This is a genomic window from Variovorax sp. GW822-FHT04A09, from assembly GCF_058801005.1.
Map to the genome: position 1 here is coordinate 201,924 of NZ_JBXAMV010000008.1, position 15,920 is coordinate 217,843.

Genomic DNA, 15,920 nt, shown 5'->3' on the forward strand with positions numbered 1-15,920 from the left:
CATCCCACGACAAGACCATGAATTCACGCCGCAAATTCCTCACGGGCACCGCCACCACCGGCGCTGCCGCCCTCGCGCTCTCTGCATTCCCACCGAGCATCCGCCGCGCACTGGCCATTCCGGCCAACAACAAGACCGGCACCATCAACGATGTCGAGCACATCGTCATCCTGATGCAGGAGAACCGTTCGTTCGACCACTACTTCGGCACGCTCATGGGCGTGCGTGGCTTCGGCGATCGCTTCACGATTCCGCTGCCCAAGGGACGCAACGTCTGGCAGCAAGTCGACAAGACGGACACACCGATCCTGCCCTACCACTTGGACCAGACCAAAGGCAACGCGCTGCGCGCAGGTCAGACACCGCACGACTGGTCCGATGGCCAGGACGCCTGGGATGGCGGTCGCAACTATCAGTGGCCTCGCTACAAGCGCCCGCTTTCCATGGGCTACTACAAGGAAGCGGAGTTGCCGTATCAAACGGCTCTGGCCAACGCCTTCACCCTGTGCGATGGCTACCACTGCAGCATGCACGCAGGCACCAACTCGAACCGCATGTTCCTCTGGACCGGCACCAACGGCCCCACCGGCGCCGGCGTGGCCACGGTCACCAACGAATGGGACGACAGACGCCCTCCCGCTTCGACCTCCGGCTATGAGTGGAAGACCTACCCCGAGCGCCTGGAAGCGGCAACGCCCAAAGTCAAATGGATCGTGTATGAAAACATACCCGACAACTACGGCGACAACCCGCTCACGGGCTTCAAGCAGTACCGCCTGGCCAACGAAGCAGCAAAGGCAAAGCAGATCACCAGCCAGAATCCGGTGCCGATCTACGATCCAGCCAGCGACGACGTCGGCAACCCGTTGTACAAGGGCATTGCCAACACCATGCCCGGCACCAAGGTGGACGAGTACCTGAACACCTTCCGAAACGACGTGAAGAACGGCAAGCTGCCGCAGGTGTCCTGGATCGTGGCCCCCGACGCCTACTCTGAGCATCCGGGGCCCTCCAGCCCGGTGCTGGGCGCCTGGTACATCCAGGAAGTGCTGGATGCGCTCACCGCCGTGCCCGAGGTGTGGAGCAAGACCGTGCTGTTCATCAATTTCGACGAGAACGACGGCATCTTCGACCACTACCCGTCGCCGGCCGCACCTTCCATCAATCCGGACGGCACCGCCGCCGGCAAGACCACACTGAGCGATGCCGATCTCGCCTTCGAATACCACAACTACCCTGCACCGCCCGGCACCACCGACCAGAACAAATATCCACCAGATGGCAAGGTCTTCGGACCGGGCAAGCGTGTTCCCATGTACGTGGTCTCGCCATGGAGCCGTGGTGGCTGGGTGAATTCGCAAGCCTTCGATCACACCTCGGTGCTGCGCTTCATCGAGGCGCGTTTCGGCGTGACGGAGCCCAACATCAGCCCGTTCCGCCGCGCGGTGTGCGGCGATCTGACCAGCGCTTTCAATTTCGCCAACCCGAACAATGAGCCACGGCCTCAACTCGCGGGACGAAAGAGCCTGGACGAAGCCGTTGCGCAGAACAAATCGCAAGAGTTCGAGGCGGATGGCACGACCAAGCGAGCGGCAGTCCCCTTGCCACTCGATCCGCAGCTGCCGCGCCAGGCCACCGGCACGCGCCCGTCGCGTGCCCTGCCCTACGAGCTGCACACGAGCGCCAGGGCCGACACCCTCGCCGGCACCGTGAAGCTGGTCTTCTCGAACACCGGCAAGGCCGCCGCCGTGTTCCATGTGTACGACAAGCTCAACCTCGACCGCCTGCCGCGCCGCTACATGGTCGAGCCCGGCAAGACGCTCGACGACAGCTGGACCGCTGCGATCGACAACAGCGGCTTCTACGACCTCTGGGTGCTCGGCCCCAACGGCTACCACCGCCACTTCAAGGGCGACCTCAACCGCCTGCGCGCCGGCGGCGTGGCCGCGCCCGAGGTGCGTGTCTGCTACGACATCGCCAACGGCAACGTCTACCTGCAGATGCGCAACGACGGCAAGGCCGCGTGCAAGTTCACGGTGCGCGCCAAGGCCTACCGCGACGACGGTCCGTGGAACGCCACGGTGAACGGCGGCGCCCAGGCCGAGCAGCACTGGGAACTGGCCGCCAGCGGCCAGTGGTACGACTTCGCCGTCACCTGCGACAGCGACCCGGCCTTCTACCGCCGCTTCGCCGGCCGCGTGGAAACCGGCAAGCACACGGTGAGCGATCCGGCGATGGGCTTGCCCGACCTCTGAAGACGTAGGCATGATCCCCCCGCGCCCGCCAGCGGCGCGGGGGAATTCATGCACGCCAAGGTCATTCGGTACTTCGTCGAGGTGGTTCGCGCGGGCTCGATCCGCAAGGCGGCCGAGCAGTTGCACGTGGTGCCCACGGCAGTCAACCGCCAGATCCTCAACCTCGAGGAAGAGCTGGGCGCGCCGCTGTTCGAGCGCATCCACAACACGCTCAAGCTCACGCCCGTGGGCGAGATCGTGCTGGCGCACGCGCGCGGCACGCTGCGCGAGTTCGACCTCGTGCGCCAGCGCATCGAGGACGTGCGCGGCCTGCGCCAGGGCGAGGTCACGCTGGCCACCACGGCCGGCCTGGCCGACGCCTTCCTGCCGGCCGTGGTGCAGCGCTTTCGCGCGGCGCACCCGGGCATCCAGCTGAAGCTGCTGGGGCTGCCCATCGCGGCCGTGCTGCGCAGCGTGGCCGAGGGCGACGCCGACCTGGCGCTGGCCTACGACGTGCCCGGCACGGCCGGCTTTCGCACGCTGTTCAGCAGCGAATGGCCGATCGGCGCGGTGGTGCCGCCGGGCCATCCGCTCACGGCGCATGCGACCGCGCTGCTGGCGGAGTGCGTGGGCTACCCGCTGATCCTGCCCGCGCCGTCGCTGTCGATCCGCCCGATCCTCGACGCCGCGTTCGAGCGCTCGGCCATCCGCGTGTCGCCGGTGGTCGAGACCACCTCGACCGCGCTGATGCGCCGGCTGGTGCGCGACGGCGGCGGCATCACGCTGCTCAACCGCCTGGACGTGGACGAGGAGCGCAACGACGGCAGCCTGGTCTTCGTGCCGCTGCGCGACACCACGCTGCGCGCGCAGACGCTCACGCTCGAGACCCGCGCCGCCCAGGCACCGAGCGCGACGGCCGAACTGTTCGCGAACCATGTCGTGGCCTGCCTGGACGACCTGCTGGCGCCCTGAAATTCTCCCTTCGATGACCGTCCACTTTTTGTGCACAGGGCGCGTCATTTATTGACTTTGCATGGGCAAAGACATCGCTCCTAGACTGCCGCGCCGGTTCATCGGCAGGAAAGGTTCCCATGTTCTCGAACGATAAAAAGACCCCCGCAGGAGACGGCGAAGGGGTCGACCAGAAGCTTCCGCTCGCCCGTTGCGGCGCATTGAGCCTGCAGCACGTGCTCGTGATGTACGCGGGCACGGTGGCCGTGCCGCTCATCGTGGGCAGCGCGCTCGGCCTCTCGAAGGCCGACATCGCGTTCCTCATCAACGCCGACCTGTTCGCTGCCGGCATCGCCACGCTGGTGCAGGCCATCGGCTTCTGGCGCTTCGGCATCCGCATGCCGGTGATGATGGGCGTGACCTTCGCGGCCGTCGGACCGATGATCGCCATCGGCATGGACCCGTCGCTCGGGCTGCCCGCGATCTACGGCGCGACCATCGTGGCGGGCGTGTTCGGCATGCTCGTCGCGCCGCTCATGGGGCGCGTGCTGGGCGTGTTTCCGCCGCTGGTCACGGGCACGGTCATCACGCTGATCGGCGTGTCGCTCATGGGCGTGGCCATCAACTGGGCCGCCGGCGGCCAGCCCACCGCGACCCGCATGGTCGACGGCGTGGCGCACGCGGTGGCCAACCCGGCCTACGGCGAGCCGGTGAACCTCGCGATTGCCGCGGCCGTGCTGGCGGTGATCATCGCGATCACGCGCTTCGGCAAAGGCCTCATCGCCAACATCGCGGTGCTGCTGGGCATCGTGTTCGGCGTGGGCCTGTCGCTGGCGCTCGGGCGCATGCACTTCGACGGGCTCGAGGAAGCCAGCTGGATGGCCGTGACCACGCCCTTCCACTTCGGCCTGCCGCGCTTCGAGCTCACGGCCATCGCCTCGATGTGCATCGTGATGCTCATCACGCTGGTCGAATCGACCGGCATGTTCCTCGCGCTGGGCGAGATCACCGGCCGCAAGGTGACGACCGACGCGCTCACGCGCGGGCTGCGCGCCGACGGGCTGGGCACGGTCATCGGCGGTGTGTTCAACACCTTTCCCTACACCTCGTTCTCGCAGAACGTGGGGCTGGTCACGGTGACGGGCGTGCGCTCGCGCTACGTGGCGGCGGGCGGTGGCCTGATGCTGATCGCGCTGGCGCTCTTTCCGAAGATCGCGCACATCGTGGCCTCGGTGCCGCAGTTCGTGCTCGGCGGCGCGGGCATCGTGATGTTCGGCATGGTGGCGGCCACGGGCGTGCGCATCCTGGGCGCGATCGACTATGCGCAGAACCGCCACGCGCTGTACGTGATCGCCATTTCGATCGGGCTCGGGTTGATCCCCACGCTGTCGCCCAATTTCTTCCAGCACTTCCCCGCCTGGACCCATCCGCTGACGCACAGCGGCATCGTGCTGGGCACGCTGGCCGCGGTGCTGCTCAATCTTTTCTACAACGGCGTGCTGTCGAAGGAACGGTCCTTCGCGATGGCGGCGCGCACTTCGCACGGTACCGAATGACCTTCCAGAACCCTTCGTCCTCTTCACCGCAGCGCCCGCCGCTGCTGATCGTGCGCCACGCCGACGTGCTCGTCACCATGGACGCCGCCCGGCGCGAGATCGCCGACGGCGCCGTGGTGATGGACGGCCCCGCTGTCGCCTGGGTGGGCGCCACGGCCGAGCTGCCGGCGGCGTACCTCGACGCGCTGCGCAGCGGTCAGGCCGAGGCCATCGACATGCACGGCCATGTCGTGATGCCCGGGCTGGTGAACACGCACCACCACATGTACCAGGGCCTCACGCGTGCCGTGCCCGAGGCGCAGGACGCCGAGCTCTTCGGGTGGCTCACGAACCTGTACCTGCTGTGGGCGCGACTCACGCCCGAGATGATCCGCGTGTCGACGCAGACCGCGATGGCCGAGCTGATGCGCTCGGGCTGCACCACCACCAGCGACCACCTCTACCTGTTTCCGAACGGCTCGCGGCTCGACGACTCGATCGAGGCCGCCGACGCCATGGGCATGCGCTTTCACGCCGCGCGCGGCAGCATGAGCGTGGGCCGCAGCGCCGGCGGCCTGCCGCCCGACGAGGTGGTGGAGACAGAAGCGGCGATCCTGCGCGACAGCGAGCGCCTCATCGACCGCTGGCACAACCCCGCGCGCCACTCGATGCGCCGCATCGTGCTGGCGCCCTGCTCGCCGTTCTCGGTGTCGCGCGACCTGATGCGGCTGTCGGCCGAACTGGCACGCGAACGCGGCGTGTCGCTGCACACGCACCTGGCCGAGAACGACAACGACGTGGCGTACTCGCGCGAGAAGTTCGGCATGACGCCGGCCGAGTACGCCGAAGACCTGGGCTGGGTGGGCCGCGACGTGTGGCACGCGCACTGCGTGAAGCTCGACGACGCCGGCATCGCGCTCTTCGGTCGCACCGGCACCGGCGTGGCGCACTGCCCGTGCTCGAACATGCGGCTGGCCTCGGGCATCGCGCCCATCGGCGCGATGCGGCGCGCGGGCGTGCCCGTGGGCCTGGGCGTGGACGGCAGCGCGTCGAACGACGGCGCGCACATGCTGGGCGAGGCGCGCCAGGCCATGCTGCTGCAGCGCGTGGGCTACGGCCCCGCCGCCATGACCGCGCGCGAGGCGCTGGAGATCGCCACGCTCGGCGGCGCCCGCGTGCTCGGGCGCGACGACATCGGTGCGCTGGCACCGGGCATGTCGGCCGACCTCGTGGCCTTCGACATGCGCGGCGTGGACCACGCGGGCGCCTGGCACGACCCGGTCGCGGCGCTGGTGTTCTGCACGCCGGTGGCGGCCGCGCTGAGCGTGATCGACGGCGTGGTCCGCATCCGCGACGGGCGCTTCACGGGCTTCGAGCTGGCGCCGCTGCTGGCGACGCACCGTGACCTGGCGCGCACGCTGTACGAGAGTGCGCGGCATCCGCACACCGCCTGAAAAAGCGGTGCGCCGTGCGCGTCAGCGGCGCATGGTGTCGAGCTGCGTGACCGGCGCGGCGTTGTTGCCCCACGACCCGCGGATGTAGGTGAGCACCTCGGCCACCTCGGTGGCGTCGAGCGCGTGCCCGAACGGCGGCATGCCGTAGGGGCGCGGGTTGCCGGCCGTCGCGGGCAGGAAGCCGCCGTGCGCGACCACCTGGATCAGGTTGGTGGGCCGCGCCATCGTCACCGCGCGGTTGCCGGCGAGCGGCGGGTAGGCGCCGGCCGCGCCCTGGCCCTGGTCGCCGTGGCAGTAGGCGCAGCGCTGGTCGTAGATCTTCGCGCCGCGCACCATCGCGCCGGCGTCGCGCCGCACCGACGCGGCCGGGGCCTTGGTTGCTTCGGGGGCGTCCTTCTTCACGGCCTCGGGCAGGTCCTTGAGGTAGATGGCCATCGCGCCCAGGTCGGCGTCGCTCAGGTACTGCGTGCTGCGGAACACGACGTCGGCCATCGGGCCCATCACCGAGCCGCGCGGGGAGGTGCCCGACTTGAGCAGCGCCACGACATCGGCCGCGGGCCAGTCGGCCACGCCGGCTTCGTGCGGGTCGGCCAGCGAGGGCGCGTACCAGTTCTCCACCGCGATCAGTCCGCCCGAGAGCCCCAGCTTGGTTTCGGTCGCGCCCAGCGAGTTGCGGCTGCCGTGGCAGGCGATGCAATGGCCCAGTCCGCCCACGAGGTAAGCGCCGCGGTTCCATTCGGCCGGCTTGTTCGCGTTGGCCACGAAGGGCTGCGGCTTGAACGAGAGCGCGCGCCACACCGCGAGCGCGACCTGCGTGTCGTACGGAAAGCGCAGGCGGTGCGCCTTGTTTTCCGTGGTGGCGGGCGCCACGCTGCGCAGGTAGGCGTACAGGGCGTCGGAGTCTTCGCGCGTAACCTGCGTGAAGTTCGGGTACGGGAAGGCCGGGTACAGCAGGCGCCCGTCCTTGCTGCGGCCGTTGTGCATGGCGCGCCAGAAATGCGCGCTGCTCCAGCCGCCGATGCCGTGCGTCGCATCGGGCGTGAGGTTGGTCGCGTAGATGGTGCCGAACGGCGTTTCGAGCGGCACGCCGCCCGCATAGGGCTGGCCGCCGCGCGTGGTGTGGCAGCCGGCGCAGTTGCCCGCCAGCGCGAGGTAGCGCCCGCGCTCGACGAGTTGCGGCGTGGCGTCGAAGGCTTCGGCGCGCTCGGGCAGCGGGTCTTCGCCGCGCAGGTTCAGCGCCAGCACGACGCCGGCCAACACGGCCGCCAGGGTGACCAGGCCCAGCAGGGCCCAGCCGAAATGTCTCAGTCGCGCGGTCATCGGGTTCTCAGGGTTTCGCTGCGGTGGGCATGCCGCCGCAGGTGACGGGCAGCGGCGCGGGCAGCGAGGCCGCCGGGCGGGTGTCGGCCGGCATCGGCTGCACGGCCAGCCAGCTGGCCACGGCGTTGATGTCGGCGGTGGTCATGCGCTGGCCGATCTGCGCCATGCAGTCGGGCGCGGGTGCATGGCGCTCCTTGGTGAGCCAGGCGCCCAGCTGCGACGACACATACAGCCGCGGCAGGCCCAGCAGGCCCGGAATGGCCGGCTGCACGCCCGTGAGCGCCGCGCCGTGGCACTGCACGCAGGCCGGGATCTGGCGCGCGGCATCGCCTTCGAGCGCCAGCTGGCGGCCGCGGCGCAGCTGCTCGGGCGAAGCGTCGCTCTGCGGCGAGACCGCCGCGTACGGCAGCGACAGGTTGGCGAAGTAGTCGGCCATCTCGCGCAGGTAGTCGTCCGACAGGTGCTGGACCATGTAGGTCATGTCGCTGTTGAAGCGGCGCCCGTCGCGAAAACTCACGAGCTGGTTGAACAGGTAGCCCGCCGGCTTGCCCGCCAGGCGCGGGAAGAAGCCGGCGTTGGTGGTGGCGCCCTCGCGCCCGTGGCAGGCGATGCAGGCGGCCACGCGCTGCTCGATGGTGTCGGGCACGGTGGTGGTGGCAGCCTGCGCCGCAACCGGGGCAAGCGGCAACAGCAGCGCCAGGGCCAGCGCTGCCCGTTGGAGCAAGGCCTTCATCACGTGCCTGCCGCGAAATGCGCCAGGGCCAGCAGGCCCGCGATCAGCAGCAGGGCCATGCACAGCCCCACGCCGATCAGCGGCAGGATGCCCAGCTGGGCGGTCCGCTTGTCGGCGTCGGCCCGGCGGCCGCCCAGCCCGATGAAGCTCCAGAGTACGGCGCGCACCGCGCGCATCAGATTGAACATGGGTCCACTGTCGCGCAAACGGGTCAAAAAAAACAGATGCAGATCCAGCTCGATTCACCATATCAGATTAGAGTCCCCGCGAATGACAACGGCCCACCGATGAAGCGTTATGAAGCCCTGGCCTCGGACATCGAGGCCTCGATCCGCAACGGCACCCTCAAGACCGGCGACCGCCTGCCCTCCGTGCGCCACACGGGCAGCAGCCGCGGCGTGAGCGCCTCCACCGTGTTCCAAGCCTACTACCTGCTGGAGGCGCGCGGGCTGGTGCGCGCGCGCGACCGCTCGGGCTACTACGTGGCCGGCGGCGGCCTGCGCGACGCGCCGCCCGAGACCACCCTCACCTCGCGCCCCGCCGAAGGACCGCGCGCGCTCGAGGTGAGCGACCAGGTGTTCGACATCCTCGAAGCCAGCATGTCGCGCCAGGTCGTGCCCTTCGGCTCGGCCTTTCCGAGCCCGCTGCTGTTTCCGCTGGCGCGGCTGGGCCAGTTCATGGCGGCCAGCGCCAAGTCACTCGACCCGTGGCGCACCGTGGACGACCTCACGCCCGGCAGCGCGGCGCTGCGCCGGCAGATCGCGCTGCGCTACCTGGCCGACGGCCTGCCCGTGCCCGCCGAGGAGATCGTGGTCACCAACGGTGCGCTCGAAGCGCTCAACCTGTGCCTCTCGGCCGTGACGCGGCCGGGTGATGCGGTGATCGTCGAGTCGCCCACCTTCTATGCCGCGCTGCAGGCGCTCGAACGCATGGGCCTGCGCGCCATCGAGGTGCCCACGCACCCGGGCGAAGGCATCGACCTCGACGCGCTGGCGCAGGCCATCGCTGCGCACAAGCCGACCGCCTGCTGGCTCATGACCACCTTCCAGAACCCGCTGGGCAGCCTCATGCCCGACGCGAAGAAGAAGGCGCTGGTCGAACTGCTCGCGCGGCACGAACTGCCGCTCATCGAGGACGACGTGTACGCCGAGCTCTACTTCGGCGAGCGCCGCCCGCCGCCGGCCAAGGCCTTCGACACGCAGGGGCTGGTGCTGCACTGCCCGTCGTTCTCGAAAAGCCTCGCGCCCGGCTACCGCATCGGCTGGGCCTCGGCCGGGCGCTTCGCGCGCACGGTGGCGCGCCAGAAGCTCACGACCACGCTCAGCACCGCGGTGCCCGCGCAGCTGGCGCTGGCCGACTACCTCGAGAAGGGCGGCTTCGACAAGCACCTGCGCAAGCTGCGCCAGACGCTGGCGATGCAGCAGGCCAGCTTCACGCAGGCCGTGGGCCATTACTTTCCGGCCGGCACGCGCGCCACGCGGCCGCTGGGCGGGTACTTCCTGTGGGTGGAATTGCCGGCGCAGGTGGATGCGCTGGAGATCCATCGCCTCGCGCTGGAGCGCGGCATCAGCGTCGCGCCCGGCCCGATCTTCTCGGCCACGCGCGCGTTCTCGAACTGCCTGCGGCTGAACTACGGCCACGCGTGGGACGCGCACAGCGAGCAGGCCTTGCAGACCCTGGGGCGGCTGGTGGCAGAAGCAAGCTGAAACGACAACGCCCGCCGAAGGGGCGGGCGTTGTTCGGGCATGTCGACCTACTCTTGCGGTTCCAGCGCGACAGACGCCTGTGCCCCGTTCTTCTTGCGTGCCTGCAGCACGAACGCCACCAGCTGCCACACCACGAAGATCGCGATCAGCCCCAGCAGCGTGCCGCTGATGGGCCGCGACACGAAGGTGCCGAAGCCGCCGCGGCTCAGCAGCATCGCGCGGCGGAAGTTCTCCTCGAGCATCGGCCCGAGGATGAAGCCCAGCATGAGCGGCGCGGCGTCGAGCTCCAGCCGCATGAACATGTAGCCCATGAAGCCGAACGCGGCGGTGATGAACACGTCCTGCAGGTTGTTGTTCACGCTGTAGGTGCCGATGCAGCAGAAGAACAAAATCGACGGGAACAGCACGCTGTACGGGATCTTGAACACCGAGAGCCAGTAGCGCACCAGCGGCACGTTCAGCACCAGCAGGAACACGTTGCCGATCCACATGCTGGCCACCAGGCCCCAGAACAGCTCGGGGTGGCTGGCGATCATGTTCGGGCCCGGCTGGATGCCCTTGATGATGAAGGCCGCCAGCATCAGCGCCATGACCGCGTTCTCGGGAATGCCGATGCTCATGAGCGGAATGAAGCTCGTGCGCGCCGCCGCCTCGTCGGCCGCCGCCTGGCCGGCCACGCCTTCGATGCAGCCGGTGCCGATCTCGTGCTTGTACTTGCTGACCTTCTTGTCCAGCGCGTACGCCGCGAACTGCGCAATGGTCGGGCCGCCGCCGGGCAGGATGCCCAGGATGGAGCCGACCACGCTGCCGCGCAGCGCGCTCGGAATGATCCGCTTGAACTCCGCCCAGGTCGGGATGAGGTTGATCTTGCCGTTGAAGGGCGAGCGCTCCTCGCGCGAGTCGAGGTTCTTGGTGATCTCGGCGATGCCGAAGCAGCCCAGCGCAATGCTCACGATGCCCACGCCGTCGGTCAGGACCGGCATGTCCATCGTGAAGCGCGCCATGCCGCTGTTCACGTCGGTGCCGATGGTGCCCAGCAGCACGCCGATCATGCACATCGCCAGCCCGTTCAGCAGGCTGCCCGTGGTCACGAAGCTCACGCACACGAAGCCCACCAGCATCATCGCGACGTAGTCCGCCGGGCCGAACAGGAAGGCCACCTCGCCCAGCGTCGGCGCCAGGAACGACAGCACCAGGATCGCGACCGTGCCGCCGATGAAGCTGGAGAAACCCGCCGTGAAGAGTGCCAGGCCCGTCTTGCCCTTGAGCGTCATCGCGTAGCCGTCGATGCAGGCCACGATGCTGCTGGCGTGCGGGATCTTCATCGTGATCGCGCTCACGCTGTCGCCGTACTGCGCACCGTAGTAGATGCCGGCCAGCATGATGAGTGCGCCGGTGGTGGGAATCGAATACGTCAGCGGCAGCAGCAGGCTGATGGTGGCCAGCGGGCCCAGGCCGGGCAGCAGGCCGACCAGCGTGCCCACCGTGCAACCGATGGCGCAGTACATCAGGTTGTGGAGTGTCAGGGCGTGCGAGAAACCGAACGCCAGGTTGTTCAGGACTTCCGTCATGGTCGTGGCCTCAGAAAAGCGGCAGGTTCAGGCCGAGCAGCTTCTGCAGCGCCAGCGCCATGGCGATCAGGCCCGCCGAGATCTTCACGTTGCGCAGCCACGAGTTGGAACTGCCCGCGAAGGCCGAACAGAACACCATGAAGACGATGCCCGCGATCATGTTCACGTACATCGAGATCAGCGCGAACCCGCACAGGCTCGACAGGATGAGTCCGATGTTCTTGAAGTTCAGGTCCAGCGTCACCGGCGCCACCACGAACGACCGGACCACGGTGGCCACGCCGATCAGCAGCAGCAGGCTGCTCACCATCACGGGGAACAGGCCCGGCCCCGCCCGGCTGAAGTCGCCGATGGGATAGCGCAGCGCGGTCAGGCCGAAGGCCAGCGCGATCGCCATGAGGAACAGACCTCTGACAAGGTTTCTATTTTTCATTCATACGCTCACGGAGTGTTGTGATTCGAATGCGCCCGCGACCGGCAAAACCGGCGCGGGCGTGTCTCCGTCCGGAGGGAAGTTCCGGACGGATCGATGCTCTTTTTGCAAGCTGATCGGAATCTGACGCAGGCGCGAGGGGAACTACGTACCGGGCGCGAAGGCGGTGAACGCGCCCGGGTCACAATGCGCGGGGCCTCCTTTCGAAGGATTGCGGAACACCGATGAAGACACCACGCCACGCTGCCCGACACGCGCTCCTGGCGGTCGCTGCCACCGCCGCGCTGCTCGCCGCCTGCGCGGCACCGCCGCCGCCGCCGCCGCCGCCCGGCGAATGGTCGCCGCAGCCCCCCAACCCGAACGCGCCCTACCCCGCCGAATCGCGGATGAACGGGGAGCAAGGCATGGTGCTGCTGCGCGTGCGCACCACGCCGGCCGGCCTGCCCGCGAGCGTCGAGGTGAAAGAGTCGAGCGGCCACGCACGGCTGGACCGCTCGGCCGTCGAGACCGTTCGCACGTGGCGCTTCAAGCCGACGCCGGACGATGGCACGGTGGTGTGGCGCGAGGTGCCGATCCGGTTCTTCATCACGTCGCCGCCGCAGCAGCCGACGATGAATTAGGAACGCCCGTCCGGACGCAAGACACGAGATGCCGCACGTGATTCAGATGACGCTCGACGATCGTTTGCTGGACATTTCGGCGCCGGGCCCATGGGCCCGTGCGCTCGATCTGATGCAGTCGACCTCCCGGTTCGAGCTGTGGGTCTCCGTGCCCGACGGCCCGTCGATGTGCATGCTGCGAAACGGCGAGAACGCATGGCTGATGTACCTCCGAGAGCCGGGTGACAGCGGCTTCAGATCGGTGGGCGACACGCACCGGCCGGGCGTGGAAGTCTTCACGCTGGGCAACGGACAGGTCGACGAGTACCCGCGCGCGTGGTGCATCGATCTTGCACAGTGCCTTCAGGCCCTCGTCGATTTCCGCGACCGCGACGGCGCGCGGCCCGAATCGATCACGTGGTGCGAGAGCTAGGCGGCGCGATCTTTCTCGGCCTCAAGCCGCCACCGCCACCCCACCCCGCCGCATCCGGCTCACCCTGAACAGCAGGAACGCCGCGATGCTCACGTTCACCAGGTTCCATCCGATGCCGTTCAGGAAGGCCGCGTGGTAGCTGCCCGTCAGGTCGAACACCTTGCCCGACATCCAGCCGCCCAGCGCCATGCCGAACAGCGTGAACATCAGCACCGTGCCCACGCGCGCGCCGGCTTCCCTGGGCGGGAAGTGCTCGCGCACGATGATCGCGTACGAGGGCACGATGCCACCCTGGAACAGGCCGAACAGCGCCGAGATCACGTACAGCGGCACCAGCCCGTCGAAGGGCAGGAACAGCAGCAGCGCCACGCACTGCAGCACGCCGCCCAGCATCAGCGTGCGCAGCCCGCCGATGCGGTCGCAGATGGCGCCCGACACCAGCCGGCTCACGATGCCGAAGCCCAGCATCAGCGACAGCATCATCGCGCCCTGCGCCGGGCCGTAGCCCAGGTCGCCGCAGTAGGCCACGATGTGCACCTGCGGCATCGCCATCGCCACGCAGCAGGCCACGCCCGCGACGCACAGCAGGCCCTGCGCCGTGCCCATGCTCAGGCCGAAGGGGCGCGTCATGTCGCGCACCAGGGTGCTGCCCGCCACCTGCGACACCGGCGCCACCTCGGCCAGTGCGGGCGGCCGTGCGCGGAAGAACAGCGCCAGCAGCGCCATCGTCACGCCGCAGAAGATGCCCATGCCGATGTAGGTCTGGCGCCAGCCCACCTGCTCGACGAAGTGCTGTGCGATGGGCGGCCACACCGCGCCTGCGAGGTAGTTGCCGCTGGCGCACACCGCCACCGCGATGCCGCGCCGCTTGACGAACCACAGCGAGGTGTCGGCCACCAGCGGCGCAAAGGCCACCGAGCTGCCGAGCAGGCCGACCAGCAGCGCCTGCGCGATGGTGAAGGACACGATGCCTTGCGACAGGCCCGTGGCGATGTAGCCGGCGGCCAGGAAGACCGAGCCCATCAGCAGCGGCTTCATCACGCCGATGCGGTCGGCCAGCTTGCCCATGAGCACGCCGCCGAAACCGAAGCCCAGCATCAGCAGCGTGTAGGGCATGGAGGCATCGGCGCGCGCCACGCCGAACTCGGCCTGCACCGCGGGCAGCATGACCGACACCACGTACATGCCGCTGCTGCCGACCGTCATGACCAGCAGCGTGAGCGCCAGGCGCACCATGGCGTAGCGCGAGTCGGGCTGATGGACGATGGTTGTCTCTGGGGTCTTCATTCTTCTTGTCTCCACGCGTGCATCGGGTGGCGCACGTCGTGTGGCATTCTCGCGGAAGGCCGCGCCGCCTGCTGCGTGCGCCCTCGAGCACCCGACGCATGCCCATCACCTACAGACAAGCCATTCCCGAAGACACGTCCGCGTGCCTCGACCTGCGAGGCCGCACGCGAGAGAACGCCTTCTCAGTCGACGAGCTCGAGGCGCTCGGCATCACCCTGGAGAGCTGGCGGGCCGGCATTGCCGACGGTTCCCTGCCCGGCTACGTCGCGCTCGTCGACGGCGAGCTGGCGGGCTATTGCTTCGGCGACCGCGACACCGGCGAGATCGCCGTGCTGGCCCTGCTGCCCGCGTACGAAGGTCTGGGAATCGGCAAGGCGCTGCTCGCGCGGATGGTCGAGGAGTTCAAAGGGCTGGGCTTCCAGCGGCTCTTCCTGGGCTGCTCGCCCGATCCACGGGTGCGCTCGCACGGCTTCTACCGGCACCTGGGCTGGAAGCCCACGGGCGCCTTCGACGCGGCGGGCGATGAAGTGCTGGCGTACGTCCCGTCCTGAGACGTTCGCCGCGGCCGGTGCGCTGAACGCTCCGGCAGCCTCAACCCACGAACGGCGCAGGTGCCATCACCACCACGACGCTCGACGACAAGAAGGCCTTCGGCATCGGAATGCCGGGCTTGCGCTTGCCGTCGCAGGCCGCGGTCAGCAGGCCGAGACAGAGCAGAAGAACAAGGGCTGTGCTTCGCATGCGGCGCATGCTAAGCCCGCGAAGTGGCTCGTCAAGTCGGACGGCAGCGCCAGCCACCGTCGGTAAAACGAACTTTCTGCTTCAGCGCAAGAGGACTTCCGGCCGCTCGCCGGCCTGCAGGCGGCGCTCGATGTCTTCGAGCACGTTCGGCAGGTCGGCCACGCTGTCGATCACGTAGTGCGCGCCGGCGGCCTGCAGCTCGGCGGTGGCACGGGCGCGGCGGGCCTGCTGGCTGTCGGCGTCGAGCGCCTGCCATTCGGCCAGCGTCAGGCCGTTGACGTTGCCGCTGACCGACACGCCGACGGCCCAGGTGCCGGCGTTGAGGCCCTCCTGCAGGCCCACGCCGGTGTCGTCGACCTTGACGACGGTGTGCGGCGGCCACACGCCGAGGTCGGCGAAGCAGCGGTACATCATGAGCGGCGACGGACGCCCCGCCGCGAGGTCGCCCGCGCACACGAGGTTGTCGGGCGCATAGCCGCCGGCCGCGGCGATGGGCGTGACGACGTCCATGATCGGGCGGTTGTAGCCGGTGGTCGAACCGATCTTCAGGCCGCGCGCGCGCGCCGCGCTGACGGCCTCGATCGCTCCCGGAATGAAGTCGGTGCGGTCGCGCACGCTGGCCGCGTTCATGGGCGTGAACACCTCGTACAGGCGGTCGACGTCGGCGTCGCTGAAGGCATGGCCGTGCCTGGCTTCCCACTGCGCGGCGATGCGCGGCTGCGTGCCCAGGGCCTTGATGTGGTCCCACTTGGCCATGCCCATCGGGGCACGCGCCTCGTCGATGGTGATGTCGATGCCGGACTGTGCGAACAGCTTCACGAAGGCGCCCATGGGCGCGCAGGAACCGAAGTCGAGGATGGTGCCGGCCCAGTCGAAGACGACGGCCTGCAGCCTGGCATGGTGATGGGCGTTCATGGCGACGA

16 protein-coding genes are annotated in these 15,920 nt (G+C 68.8%); 8 read left to right on the forward strand and 8 right to left on the reverse strand.

The features are described from left to right. Positions 1-17: 17 nt before the first annotated feature. The 4 genes from AC1RLW_RS29780 to AC1RLW_RS29795 all read left to right on the forward strand — a co-directional run bounded on the left by AC1RLW_RS29780 (position 18) and on the right by AC1RLW_RS29795 (position 6,174). Positions 18-2,255 (forward strand): phosphocholine-specific phospholipase C, encoded by a 2,238-nt coding sequence (locus AC1RLW_RS29780; RefSeq protein ID WP_493196069.1) that lies wholly within the window; start codon positions 18-20, stop codon positions 2,253-2,255. Positions 2,256-2,303: 48 nt separating this feature from the next. Continuing rightward, positions 2,304-3,206, forward strand: a complete 903-nt coding sequence (locus AC1RLW_RS29785; protein WP_062472603.1) for a LysR substrate-binding domain-containing protein — start codon at positions 2,304-2,306, stop codon at positions 3,204-3,206. Between the two features lie 119 nt (positions 3,207-3,325). Further along, positions 3,326-4,741: a nucleobase:cation symporter-2 family protein gene (locus tag AC1RLW_RS29790; protein WP_493196070.1), complete on the forward strand. Its 1,416-nt coding sequence runs from the start codon at positions 3,326-3,328 to the stop codon at positions 4,739-4,741. Continuing rightward, positions 4,738-6,174, forward strand: a complete 1,437-nt coding sequence (locus AC1RLW_RS29795) for an 8-oxoguanine deaminase (protein ID WP_493196071.1) — start codon at positions 4,738-4,740, stop codon at positions 6,172-6,174. The genes AC1RLW_RS29790 and AC1RLW_RS29795 overlap by 4 nt, the downstream gene beginning before the upstream one ends. A 21-nt stretch (positions 6,175-6,195) precedes the next feature. Here the strand turns inward: AC1RLW_RS29795 and AC1RLW_RS29800 are convergent, their stop codons facing one another. Genes AC1RLW_RS29800 through AC1RLW_RS29810 form a run of 3 tightly spaced genes read right to left on the reverse strand, consistent with a single transcriptional unit; the run spans position 6,196 to position 8,415 of the window. Further along, positions 6,196-7,494, reverse strand: a complete 1,299-nt coding sequence (locus AC1RLW_RS29800) for a c-type cytochrome (RefSeq protein ID WP_493196072.1) — start codon at positions 7,492-7,494, stop codon at positions 6,196-6,198. Between the two features lie 7 nt (positions 7,495-7,501). After that, positions 7,502-8,227 (reverse strand): c-type cytochrome, encoded by a 726-nt coding sequence (locus tag AC1RLW_RS29805; protein ID WP_493196073.1) that lies wholly within the window; start codon positions 8,225-8,227, stop codon positions 7,502-7,504. Then, positions 8,227-8,415, reverse strand: coding sequence for a DUF2970 domain-containing protein (locus AC1RLW_RS29810; RefSeq protein ID WP_056573062.1), 189 nt, complete (start codon positions 8,413-8,415; stop codon positions 8,227-8,229). The genes AC1RLW_RS29805 and AC1RLW_RS29810 overlap by 1 nt, the downstream gene beginning before the upstream one ends. Positions 8,416-8,514: 99 nt before the next feature. On the opposite strand from AC1RLW_RS29810, the gene AC1RLW_RS29815 reads away from it, so the two are divergent. Beyond that, complete coding sequence (locus AC1RLW_RS29815; protein ID WP_493196075.1) at positions 8,515-9,933, forward strand: aminotransferase-like domain-containing protein; 1,419 nt, start codon at positions 8,515-8,517, stop codon at positions 9,931-9,933. Between the two features lie 47 nt (positions 9,934-9,980). On the opposite strand, the gene AC1RLW_RS29820 is transcribed toward AC1RLW_RS29815, so the two are convergent. After that, positions 9,981-11,504 carry a tripartite tricarboxylate transporter permease gene (locus AC1RLW_RS29820; RefSeq protein ID WP_493196077.1) on the reverse strand — a complete coding sequence of 508 codons (1,524 nt, stop codon included), beginning with the start codon at positions 11,502-11,504 and terminating at the stop codon, positions 9,981-9,983. Between the two features lie 10 nt (positions 11,505-11,514). Continuing rightward, entirely contained in the window at positions 11,515-11,937 is a 423-nt protein-coding gene (locus AC1RLW_RS29825) for a tripartite tricarboxylate transporter TctB family protein (RefSeq protein ID WP_354345540.1), read from the reverse strand. Positions 11,938-12,161: 224 nt separating this feature from the next. On the opposite strand from AC1RLW_RS29825, the gene AC1RLW_RS29830 reads away from it, so the two are divergent. Beyond that, positions 12,162-12,557: an energy transducer TonB gene (locus tag AC1RLW_RS29830; protein WP_493196078.1), complete on the forward strand. Its 396-nt coding sequence runs from the start codon at positions 12,162-12,164 to the stop codon at positions 12,555-12,557. A 46-nt stretch (positions 12,558-12,603) separates the two neighbouring features. Continuing rightward, positions 12,604-12,969: an Imm1 family immunity protein gene (locus AC1RLW_RS29835; protein WP_493196079.1), complete on the forward strand. Its 366-nt coding sequence runs from the start codon at positions 12,604-12,606 to the stop codon at positions 12,967-12,969. 21 nt (positions 12,970-12,990) lie between these two features. On the opposite strand, the gene AC1RLW_RS29840 is transcribed toward AC1RLW_RS29835, so the two are convergent. Beyond that, positions 12,991-14,256, reverse strand: coding sequence for an MFS transporter (locus tag AC1RLW_RS29840; protein WP_493196080.1), 1,266 nt, complete (start codon positions 14,254-14,256; stop codon positions 12,991-12,993). Positions 14,257-14,354: 98 nt separating this feature from the next. On the opposite strand from AC1RLW_RS29840, the gene AC1RLW_RS29845 reads away from it, so the two are divergent. Then, entirely contained in the window at positions 14,355-14,807 is a 453-nt protein-coding gene (locus AC1RLW_RS29845; RefSeq protein WP_493196081.1) for a GNAT family N-acetyltransferase, read from the forward strand. Between the two features lie 40 nt (positions 14,808-14,847). On the opposite strand, the gene AC1RLW_RS29850 is transcribed toward AC1RLW_RS29845, so the two are convergent. Beyond that, positions 14,848-14,997: a hypothetical protein gene (locus AC1RLW_RS29850; protein ID WP_493196082.1), complete on the reverse strand. Its 150-nt coding sequence runs from the start codon at positions 14,995-14,997 to the stop codon at positions 14,848-14,850. A gap of 81 nt (positions 14,998-15,078) precedes the next feature. Then, positions 15,079-15,912: a phosphonoacetaldehyde hydrolase gene (phnX, locus tag AC1RLW_RS29855; protein WP_493196083.1), complete on the reverse strand. Its 834-nt coding sequence runs from the start codon at positions 15,910-15,912 to the stop codon at positions 15,079-15,081. Positions 15,913-15,920 lie beyond the last annotated feature (8 nt).

Bases quoted from the DNA above. Each gene is read 5' to 3' on its own strand.
- AC1RLW_RS29780 (WP_493196069.1), top strand. From the start codon at position 18: ATGAATTCACGCCGCAAATTCCTCACGGGCACCGCCACCACCGGCGCT.
- AC1RLW_RS29785 (WP_062472603.1), top strand. From the start codon at position 2,304: ATGCACGCCAAGGTCATTCGGTACTTCGTCGAGGTGGTTCGCGCGGGC.
- AC1RLW_RS29790 (WP_493196070.1), top strand. From the start codon at position 3,326: ATGTTCTCGAACGATAAAAAGACCCCCGCAGGAGACGGCGAAGGGGTC.
- AC1RLW_RS29795 (WP_493196071.1), top strand. From the start codon at position 4,738: ATGACCTTCCAGAACCCTTCGTCCTCTTCACCGCAGCGCCCGCCGCTG.
- AC1RLW_RS29800 (WP_493196072.1), bottom strand. From the start codon at position 7,494: ATGACCGCGCGACTGAGACATTTCGGCTGGGCCCTGCTGGGCCTGGTC.
- AC1RLW_RS29805 (WP_493196073.1), bottom strand. From the start codon at position 8,227: ATGAAGGCCTTGCTCCAACGGGCAGCGCTGGCCCTGGCGCTGCTGTTG.
- AC1RLW_RS29810 (WP_056573062.1), bottom strand. From the start codon at position 8,415: ATGTTCAATCTGATGCGCGCGGTGCGCGCCGTACTCTGGAGCTTCATC.
- AC1RLW_RS29815 (WP_493196075.1), top strand. From the start codon at position 8,515: ATGAAGCGTTATGAAGCCCTGGCCTCGGACATCGAGGCCTCGATCCGC.
- AC1RLW_RS29820 (WP_493196077.1), bottom strand. From the start codon at position 11,504: ATGACGGAAGTCCTGAACAACCTGGCGTTCGGTTTCTCGCACGCCCTG.
- AC1RLW_RS29825 (WP_354345540.1), bottom strand. From the start codon at position 11,937: ATGAAAAATAGAAACCTTGTCAGAGGTCTGTTCCTCATGGCGATCGCG.
- AC1RLW_RS29830 (WP_493196078.1), top strand. From the start codon at position 12,162: ATGAAGACACCACGCCACGCTGCCCGACACGCGCTCCTGGCGGTCGCT.
- AC1RLW_RS29835 (WP_493196079.1), top strand. From the start codon at position 12,604: ATGACGCTCGACGATCGTTTGCTGGACATTTCGGCGCCGGGCCCATGG.
- AC1RLW_RS29840 (WP_493196080.1), bottom strand. From the start codon at position 14,256: ATGAAGACCCCAGAGACAACCATCGTCCATCAGCCCGACTCGCGCTAC.
- AC1RLW_RS29845 (WP_493196081.1), top strand. From the start codon at position 14,355: ATGCCCATCACCTACAGACAAGCCATTCCCGAAGACACGTCCGCGTGC.
- AC1RLW_RS29850 (WP_493196082.1), bottom strand. From the start codon at position 14,997: ATGCGAAGCACAGCCCTTGTTCTTCTGCTCTGTCTCGGCCTGCTGACC.
- phnX (WP_493196083.1), bottom strand. From the start codon at position 15,912: ATGAACGCCCATCACCATGCCAGGCTGCAGGCCGTCGTCTTCGACTGG.